This is a genomic window from Embleya sp. NPDC020886 (assembly GCF_044333915.1).
GTDB lineage: Bacteria > Actinomycetota > Actinomycetes > Streptomycetales > Streptomycetaceae > Embleya.
The window spans coordinates 324271-332871 of the sequence record NZ_JBIRRX010000010.1 but is presented as its reverse complement, the minus strand read 5'-3'; the positions used below and the strand labels follow the sequence as shown (position 1 = coordinate 332871).

At 72.8% G+C, this 8601-nt stretch carries 7 protein-coding genes; 2 read left to right on the top strand and 5 right to left on the bottom strand.

Features of this window, described 5'->3' with window-relative positions; all coding sequences use genetic code 11:
• Window positions 1–1047: 1047 nt before the first annotated feature.
• Entirely contained in the window at window positions 1048–3138 is a 2091-nt protein-coding gene (locus tag ACH4U8_RS31655) for a restriction endonuclease (protein WP_395781778.1), read from the bottom strand.
• A 666-nt stretch (window positions 3139–3804) separates the two neighbouring features.
• Window positions 3805–4341 (bottom strand): excalibur calcium-binding domain-containing protein, encoded by a 537-nt coding sequence (locus ACH4U8_RS31650; protein ID WP_395781776.1) that lies wholly within the window; start codon window positions 4339–4341, stop codon window positions 3805–3807.
• 425 nt (window positions 4342–4766) lie between these two features.
• On the opposite strand from ACH4U8_RS31650, the gene ACH4U8_RS31645 reads away from it, so the two are divergent.
• Entirely contained in the window at window positions 4767–5546 is a 780-nt protein-coding gene (locus ACH4U8_RS31645; RefSeq protein ID WP_395781774.1) for an alpha/beta fold hydrolase, read from the top strand.
• 65 nt (window positions 5547–5611) lie between these two features.
• Here ACH4U8_RS31645 and ACH4U8_RS31640 read toward each other — a convergent pair whose 3' ends face one another.
• Window positions 5612–6496 carry a DMT family transporter gene (locus ACH4U8_RS31640; protein WP_395781772.1) on the bottom strand — a complete coding sequence of 295 codons (885 nt, stop codon included), beginning with the start codon at window positions 6494–6496 and terminating at the stop codon, window positions 5612–5614.
• 265 nt (window positions 6497–6761) lie between these two features.
• On the opposite strand from ACH4U8_RS31640, the gene ACH4U8_RS31635 reads away from it, so the two are divergent.
• On the top strand, window positions 6762–7310 hold the full coding sequence (locus tag ACH4U8_RS31635) for a CGNR zinc finger domain-containing protein (protein WP_395781770.1): 549 nt from the start codon (window positions 6762–6764) through the stop codon (window positions 7308–7310).
• Between the two features lie 77 nt (window positions 7311–7387).
• Here the strand turns inward: ACH4U8_RS31635 and ACH4U8_RS31630 are convergent, their stop codons facing one another.
• Together ACH4U8_RS31630 and ACH4U8_RS31625 are read right to left on the bottom strand one after the other, a co-directional pair.
• Entirely contained in the window at window positions 7388–7894 is a 507-nt protein-coding gene (locus tag ACH4U8_RS31630) for a MarR family transcriptional regulator (RefSeq protein ID WP_360315471.1), read from the bottom strand.
• A gap of 72 nt (window positions 7895–7966) precedes the next feature.
• Window positions 7967–8539, bottom strand: a complete 573-nt coding sequence (locus tag ACH4U8_RS31625; protein ID WP_395781768.1) for a cupin domain-containing protein — start codon at window positions 8537–8539, stop codon at window positions 7967–7969.
• Window positions 8540–8601: the final 62 nt, after the last annotated feature.

The following is an 8601-nucleotide window of genomic DNA, read 5'->3' as shown; positions in this document are numbered from 1 at the left end:
CGAAGCGAAGGGACACGAAGTCACGAGCGAGGGGCCACTTTTTGCGGAGGAGCGTCAGCGGGGGAGCAAAAAGTGGTGCCTCGCGAGCCGGCGCCAAAGGCGCCCAATAAAAGCAGCGCTGCATCGCCGAAAGCCGCCCACCCTGCTCGCTACGCTCACGACCCCGGCCCACCGCTCCCTGCACTTGCGACTTGGGTCGGCCTACCCGCCCCCGTCCACGACACCGGCCACCGGCTCGCCGCGCCCACGACTCCCCCCACCGGCTCACTCCGCTTGCGACTTGCGTCAGCCCGTACGCTGAGCCTGCGACTCCGGCTCACCGGATCACTACGCTCGCGACCCCACGCCGCCAACTCCCCACACTCGCGACTCGCGTCGGCCTACCCGCCCCCTCCAGAACTCCCCCCACCGGCTCACTCCGCTTGCGACTTGCGTCAGCCCGTACGCTGAGCTTGCGACTCCGGCTCACCGGATCACTACGCTCGCGACCCGACGCCGCCAACTCCCCACACTCGCGACTCGCGTCGGCCTACCCACCCCCTCCAGAACTCCCCCCACCGGCTCGCTCCGCCTACGAATTGCGTCAGCCCGTACGCTGAGCCTGCGACTCCGGCTCACCGGATCACTACGCTCGCGACCCCACGCCGCCGACCCCCACACTCGCGACTCGCGTCGGCCTACCCGCCGTGTCCACGACTCCGGCCACCGGCTCGCCGCGCCCACAACTCCGGTCGGCCTGTCTGCTGCGCCCACGGCTTCGTTCCGCCGGCCCGCTGCGCCCGCGACCAGGCCGGTCGGCCGCCTGTGCCCACAACTCCGCCCGTCGGCTCGCCACGTCTGCAACTTGGTCCACCGGCCCCGCTGCGCCCACGCCTCCGCCCCACCGGCTCGCCGCGCCCATGACCCGCCGTCCCGCCCGGCTGCCGGCCCCGACATCCGCGTCCCGATCCGATCCGAGCCGATCCAGCCCAAACCGATCCGAGCCGATCCGAGCCGATCCGCCCCCTATGTCCCATGCGTGGCGGTGGCGTTGGGCCCCGAGGAGCCCTACTCCACCTCCACCCCGTGGGACTCGGCGACGCCCAGGAGGCCGTTGCGGAAGCCGTTGGTGGTGGGGGAGAAGGTCCAGGTGTCGTCGGTGCGGACGAATGCGCCCAGGACCATGGCGGTTTCGCCCGGGCGGCGGGTGGGGACCGGGTTGTCGCCGAGCCGGCGGCCGTCGGCCTGGTCGAGGCGGGTGAGCCTGGCTCCGCGGAGGGCGGCCAGGTCGCCGTTGGGGGCGCGTTCCTGGTCGACGGCGGCGGCCAGGACCAGGCGGTCGGCCTCGCGGGGCAGCAGGGTCAGGTCGACCAGGAAGGCCACGCCGTCGCCGATCCGGACCGCGCCTTCGGGGCTGGCCGGGTTGTTGAAGAACACGAAGTGTTCGTCGCCGAGCACTCGGCCACGACGACAGACGAAGGCGCACGGGTCCAGGGCCGGCGCGTTGCCCGGTTCCCACGCGAGTTGCACCAGGATCCGGCTGCCGGGCGCGGCCGGCGCGGTGCCGCCCGCACCGGGGCCGAGCCGACCGCGCAGGCCGTGTTGTCCGAGCAGGCCGACCAGTTCGGGGCCGGTGATCAGGCCCAGCGGCTTGTTCCGGATGAACTCGTGGCTGCCGGGCCCGAACCCGGAGGTGGTCACCAGCAAACCCTTGTTCGCGCCGTGGTGTTGCACCGTGCCGGCCAGGTCCCGCACCGCCGTGGGCGGGACCGTGTTGCGGTAGCGCTTGACCTGCACGACGATCTTGCCGCCGCGGATCGGGTCCGGATCCACCGCGACCACGTCCACCCCCTGGTCGCCGCTGCGCGCGGTGGTCTCGACCTGCATGCCCATGCGCTTGAAGAGTTCGGCGATCAGGTTCTCGAACTCGATCGGGTCCATCACGAACAGGTCCGGGTCGTCGTCGCCGGCACGCGCGGGCGCCGGGGTGATGGTCGGTGCCGGCGCCGGGGTCGGCGCCGACGCGACGCTGTCCGCGAGCCGGATCGGCTGTACCGGGGTGGGCCGATCCGGACGCGCGGACAGGGTCCCGCTCATCGCCTCCAGACACGCGACCGCGTCCACCCGATCGAGGCTGATCTGCCGAAACTCCCCGGCCTGCGCGGTCACCGTGAGCAGGTACGTGCGCCCGTGTCGACCGGTGGCCGGATTCACCGCCTGGACGAAGCCGTTGAGCACCACCGAATCGAGGATGCTCTCGTGGTCGGCGAAGAAGACCTCGGCCAGGATCCGGATCGCGCTCTGCGCCAGCACGTCGCGGTGGATCGTCCGTCGGTCGGTCGCGGTGCGCGCGACCTCCTTCTCCTGGTCGTCGGTCTTCACGTAGCGCACGCGCGCCACGGCCGGCACCACCTCGGTGGTCGGCAGTTCGTGGTCGACCACCAACTGCCGTGCGACGGCGTCGAAGGCCACCGTCGAATGGTCGGAGAAGCCCTCGGGCCAATCCGGCGACGCCAGCAGGACGCCCTCGAAGTAGTCCTCGATCGCCTCGGGATCGCGCGCCGCGAGCCGCCGCACGAGGTCGTCCACCTGTTGGTTGCGCTGCGCGGCCAGCGCCCGCTGCCCGTTCGCCCAGTCCTCGAACTGCCGGTGGTAGTCGTTGTATCGCTGCTGCCGCTCGTATTCGGCGGCCTGCGCGGCCCGCAGGTCGTGGGCGTAGCGCGCCTGCGCCTGCGCCCGGTCCTGCTCGTAGCGCGACTGGGCGCCGGGCGCGAAGCTGCCCAGCCCCGACGGCGCGGCCGGCTGATAGCGCGCCGGGTCCGGCATCGGGATCGGCCGAGACAGTTCACCGGGTTGGAACGGTGGGATCTCCACGGCGCTGCGCAACCGCTCGATCCGAAAGCCCGGCGCACTCAGCCGGGCCCGCAGCACGCCTTGCAGTTCGGCGACCCGATCCTCGATCTCGGCGGTCCGGCGAACCACTTCGGCCTCGCGGGACTGTTGATAGGCGCGCTGCGCCTCGCGGTCGGCCCGCGCGGCGGCCTTCTGCGCCTCGCGCCGGTTGCGTTCGTCGGCCCTGAGTTGTTGCTGGTGCACCCGCAACTCGGCCTCGCGTTGCCGTTGTTGTTGCCGCTGCAGCTCGGCCCATGCCCCCAGCACGCCGGTGCTCCGCCGACTCGCCACGCTATCGCCCTTCCGCCCTGCACCCGTCCGCCCCCCGCGCCGGATCACATCCTGCCGTGTCGGACCGACCTACGCGAAGGCGGTCGGCGGGTTCGGGACGGATCGTCGTGGGCCTCAGCGCCCACCGCGCGAACCACCGCCCTTCGAACCTCCGGACGAACCGCTCGACGACCCACCCTTCGAGCCACCGGACGAGCCCCGCGACGAAACCCCACCGACCCCGCCGCTCGTTCCCGACGAACTACCGGACGTGGAACCGGACAAGGAACCGGACGAAGAACCCGACGAGGAACCTGCGGTCGAAGACGAACGCGACCCGCCGCCGGAGGTGGCTCCCGGCAGCAGAGGCCACAGTCGCGTCGAGGTCGACGTGGGCGTCGGGCCGGCCGTCGCGCTCTCCGTGAGCGATATTCCCGGCGGCTTCGTCGTCTTCTTGCCGTCACCGCCACAGCCCGACAGGATCAGGACACCCGCCAACACCCCGGCCACAGCCGTCGCGCCCGTCCGAATACCCGGTTTCCGTCCGCCTCGCATACACGCCCCCGTGGTCGAGTTTCGAGGGACTCCAGACCGGACCACCGGCCGCCGCAGCGGGGAATCCCCTCCCTTGCGCCCCTCCCCCACGGCGGCCGGACCCCCGCGCTACTCGCAGCCGACTCCGTCTCCGTCGCGGTCCAGGTGTTTGCCGTAGCCGGGGTCGCCGCGGTGGATCGGCGCAGCGCCCGCGGCCCGGACGGCGGTGCAGTTCTTGTAGTACGCCGGGCCGCCACCGCCGGTGCTGCTGCCGTCGCTCGTGCTGCTGCCGGCGCCCGGGTCACCGCCCGACGTCCCGGTACCGGACGAGCCCCCGGACGACGAACCGCCCACCGCAGAGCCGCCGTTGCTGCCGCTTCCGCTGGTGCCACCGCTCGTGCCCGGCGCCGGAGTGCTCGGGCGCGTGGTCGTCGGCGGCGCACTGGTCGCGGCCTGGGTGGACGGCGGCGCCGAACTCGGCGGCGCGGACGTCACCGGTGCGGATGTCGCCGGCGCCGTGGCGGACGCCGTACCACCGCTCGGCGACGGCTTGGGGCTGTCGGACCCCCCGTCGTCCCCACCGCAACCGCTCAGGGTCAGGGTCAACGTGACCGCCAGTGTCGCCGTGGCGACTCCGGGACGCAGGACCGACCCGGTTTTCGGCATGCGAAAAGCCGATATGCGCATGTGCGAGTTCCCCCCTCGAGATGTGCCGCCCGGGACTCTAGTCCCCTTCGGGGCCGCCGCTGCAGGCAACCACCGATTCCGTCGCGAGGTGCCGGGGTTCCGTCGAAGGTGTCCGGGTGCCGCGCCCGACAGCGCACGACCCGAACCGAGCGGTCCCACGCGCACCGGACATCCGGCCCGAGAACGAACACCACCCGGCATCCGGTCGCCGACATCGAGCAGTCGCGCGAACCGAAGGGCGTGGCACGGTGGTTGGCCTTCGTCGGTTCGTGGCGGCACCCTCGCCCCGGCGTGGACGCGGACCGCCCGAAGCGGGTCACCGAGCCGGTCCCGCGTGAGGGCCGGTCTCGCGTGGCCGGGTGGGTCGACGCCGAGCCGGGCCCGGGTCCCGGGAGAATGTTCGGATGAGTGCTTCCCGCGACATCCTCACGCGCCCGGCCGCCGGGCCCGATCGCACGCTGCGGTACGGACCGGCGGCGGATCAACTCGTCGACCTCTGGCAACCGACGGCCGACCCGCGCGCGCTCGTGGTGGTCGTGCACGGCGGATATTGGCGGGCCGAGTACGACCGCAAGTACACATATCCGATGTGCGTAGCGCTGGCGGCCGACGGCTACGCGGTCGCCGGCATCGAGTATCGCCGTGCCGGGCAACCGGGGGGCGGCCTGCCCGGCACGTTCGAGGATGTCGCCGCCGCGCTGGATCTGCTGTGCGCGGAGGCCGATCGGCCCGTGGTCCTGCTGGGGCACTCGGCGGGCGGACACCTGGCGGTCTGGGCGGCGCTGCGCGATCGGGTGCCGGCGGGTGGCGCGGGCCGGTTGCCGGCGGCGCCGCCGCTCGCGGGCGTGGTGTCGTTGGCGGGCGTACTGGATCTGGACGCGGCCCTGGACCTGGACCTGGACGACGGGGCGGCGGCGGAGTTCCTGGGCGAGGACCGCTCCGAGGCGGTACTGGCCCAGGCGGACCCGACGCGGTTGGCGACGGGCGGCGTGGTCGGGCGGGGGCTGATCCTGCTGCACGGCGACGCCGACGAACAGGTGCCGATCGCCCTGGGTCGGACCTTCGCGGCGGTATCGGGCGCGCCGTTGCGGGTGTTGGCCGGCGTCGGCCACTTCGAGCCGGTCGACCCGCTCTCGGCGGCCTGGCCGGAGGTCGTCCGGGCGGTCGCGGAACTGGCGGGCTGACGCGGCCGATCGGGGCCGACGGCGGAGCATGGATGGCGGCCGGTCGCCGTACGCGCGACGGGCCGCTATCGCCGATTGGCCAGAAGTACGCCGATCCCGCCGATCACGATCCCGGCGAGCGCGGCCGGTCGCAGCGCCTGGTCGAGCAGGAGCCACGCGAGGATCGCCGTGGCGGCCGGGGTCAGGAAGAACAGCGTGCCGACCCGGCTCGCCGAGGATTGCCGCAACATCAGATTGAGCAACGTGAACACGCCGATCGAATTGACCAGCACCATCCACCCGAGCGTGCCCACGAACGGCCCCCACGCGCTCACGTGCGGCGTCTCGAACAACAACGAAGCCAGCCCGATGAACGGCGCGCTGACCAGGAACTGCACCGCCGTACCGGTGCGCAGGTCGACGTCGTGCACGTAGCGCTTCTGGTACACGGTGCCCGCGCTCAACCCGAGCAGCCCCAGCACGGCCAGGACCAGCGCCGGGACCGACAGCCGGCCGGGATCCGCGACCGCGAGAATCACGCCGAGCGTGCCCAGGCCGAAGCCCAGCCACTGCCGCACACTCACCCGCTCGCCGAGGAAGCGCCCGGCCAGGAGCGCGATCAGCACCGGATTGAGCCCCTGCACGAGAGCCACCACCGCAGCGGGTAGCCCCATCGAGAGCGCCGTGTACAACGCGCCGAACTGCAGCGCCTGGAAGAGCAGTCCGGCCACCATGACGTGGCCGAGTCGACGCCCGCGCGGCCACGGCGCGCGAACCGCGAGCGCGAACGCGCCGAGCAACAACCCGGCGAGCGCGAATCGGGCGAAGGTCAGCAGGAGCGGCGGCGCGGCGTCCACGCCGATCGCTCCGACGATGAACGCGCTGCTCCACAGCAGCACGAACACGGGCGGTATCGCCTTGCCGACCACGGCGGCTCGCGCGCCCCGGTCGCCCGAATCGGGCGACTGCACGCCGGCGACGGACCGGGGGGCGGCACCTGCGCCGCCTCCGGCCTCCGACGCGGTTCCGGGACTCCCGCTGCTTCCGCCGCTTCCGGTATCTCCGCCGGTCCCGCCGCTTTCGGTGCTTCCGCTTCCGGCGTGTGCGGCATGTGCCGTGCGTGCGGTGGTCATCGAGGTCCCTCCCGGGTCACAGCATCGAGCGAGTAACTACCCAATCCGGTTACTCACCATGGCGCGCCCAGTCGTAACCTGTCAATCCGGTTATGCTGGCGGGGTGACCTTCACCTTCATCGGCGGCGACCTCGCGCTCGACCTGGTCGGAACACTGCAAAAGCGCCGCACCGAACCCCGCGACCTGCTGGACACGCCGGCCGCGCTCGGGGCGTGGGCGGTCGCCGCCGGCCTCGTGGACACCGCGCCGCCCGTCGACGAGGACGCACTGGCGACCACGATCGAGCTGCGCGAAGCGCTGTACCGGCTCGCGTGCGCCCGGGACACGGCGCAGGGGCACGGCGCGCGTGATCGCGCGACGCTGAACGACCTCGCCGCCGGCGCTCCGGTCACGGTGGCGCTGGCCGCCGACGGTCGGGTACGGCGTACCGGCGACATCGCCGCCGTCCTGGCCACGGTCGCGCGCTCGGCGGTCGTCCTGTTCGGCGGCGCGGACGCGGCGCACGTCCGCGAATGCGAGGCGCCGACGTGCACCCGCCTGTACGTCGACTCGTCCCGGCACGGCAGCCGGCGCTGGTGCGACATGCGGGCCTGCGGAAATCGCGCCAAGGCGGCAAGCTTCCGCGCCCGCCACCGCGCCGCCGACGCCTGACCCGGCCGCCCCTCGGCGTGGGCCGGGGCCGCCCACCGGACCGCCCCGGCCCACCGACGAACGCTTTTCGCGCAGCCCTACCCGGGCGCGCCCAACGCCGAGGCGAGGATCCGCAGCGCCTTGTCGACCACGTCCCGGTCCGCCTCCGCGATCGGCTTCAGCAACCCGTCGAGCGCGTCGATCCGCGCGCGCATCGCCGCCCGCGCGCCCTCGCGCCCCGACTCGGTGAGGCAGACCAGGACCGAGCGGCCGTCCTCGGGGTTGGGCCGGCGCTCGATCAGGTCCTTGCGGGCGAGCCGGTCCACGCAGTGCGTCATCCCGCCCGACGAGTACATCACCAGCGGTTGCAGCTCACGCAGCGTCAGACCCGGCCGATCCGGCCGGGTCGCGAGGACGACCAGCACCATGTACTCCGGCGCGGTCAGCCCCAACGCGCCGATGCTGCGCCGGTCGAAGTCCTCCATCGCGATCATCGCCTGATGCAGGCGCACCACGAAGCCCACCGAGGACGCCTCCACGTCCGGCAGTACCGCCGACCATGCCGACACCACGGAATCGGCGTAGTCGGTCTGTGCATCGCTCACGTCGTACTCCCTGACAGCCCGCGCCCGCTTGGTCCCGGGTCGCCACCGTAGTATCGGCGACCCGCCGCCGGCTCACAGCGTCCGAAAGTCCTCGAACGAGAACGCGGGCGAGACCACGCACGACACCAGCACCGCCTCCCCGGCCGCCGGCCGAGCCGCCTGCCACACCCCCGGCGGAATCACCACCTGCGGCTGCTCGCCCGCCTCCACGTCCGGGCCGAGAATCACCCGGCGCGGCCGGGCCTCGGGCGTCGTGCCGTCGCCGCCCAGGCGCAGTTCGAGCGGTCCGCCGCGATGCCAGAGCCACACCTCGGCGGACCTGACGACATGCCAGATGGACTCCTCGCCCGGGCAGAGCAGGTAGTAGATGGCGCTCGCGGTCTCCCGCGAGCCCGGGTATCCGGGCGGGGTCACATTCACCCGGCTGCGCCAGGTCTCCCGGTACCAGCCCCCTTCGGCATGCGGCACGAGCCCCATCACCCGGGCCAGTTCCGGCGGATCGAGCCGCGCCGCGGAAACGGTGGGACCGCCCCGGGTCTCGGACGCGGAGCGGGAAGCGGAGTCGGAAACGGAATCGGAAACGGAGTCGAACGTGGAGTCGGCATCGAATGCGGCGCCGGATACGGCGTCGGATGCGGAGGACATGGGTGCTCCCTCGGTTGGTGTCGGTTCCGGCGCCGGACGCGGCCGGAACCCACACCCTCACA